Origin of the sequence: Mesorhizobium sp. M5C.F.Ca.ET.164.01.1.1 (assembly GCF_004792125.1) — a bacterium.
Lineage (GTDB): Bacteria > Pseudomonadota > Alphaproteobacteria > Rhizobiales > Rhizobiaceae > Mesorhizobium > Mesorhizobium wenxiniae.
In genome coordinates this window covers 1-318 of the sequence record NZ_SRTG01000392.1, presented here as the reverse complement: position 1 = coordinate 318, position 318 = coordinate 1, and the positions used below count along the sequence as shown (strand labels likewise).

Annotated in this window: 1 protein-coding gene; it reads left to right on the top strand. The window is 64.5% G+C overall.

What is annotated here, in order from left to right; genetic code table 11:
- Positions 1–266: hypothetical protein (locus EN807_RS36220; RefSeq protein ID WP_246684530.1), on the top strand; the 266-nt coding region annotated here is incomplete at its 5' end.
- Positions 267–318: the final 52 nt, after the last annotated feature.

Here is a 318-nt window from a genome sequence, read left to right as displayed (position 1 = left end):
CGGACGAGGCTTTTACGCGCGCCTTCAGGAAGGCGGCACTGGCCTTCGAGGAGCGGGACTGCAGCGAGGTCGAGACCACCAACTGGGTCATCAGGATGGACAGGCCGCGGTTACGCGGCGTTCACACGGCGTTCAGAACCGCGCAGAACTATCGCTTCGAGGTCGAGTTCCCTACGCCGGCCAGTTATCGGGCCGAGCTCGCGCACCGCGCGCAGAGCTCACAGCTAGTCCCCATTCCCCGTGGTGCCTGGGAGATATTACACTAGGACTCGTCAGGAGAAAGCAGGTCGAGGGCGGCAGGGACCTCCAGGTCGCCCA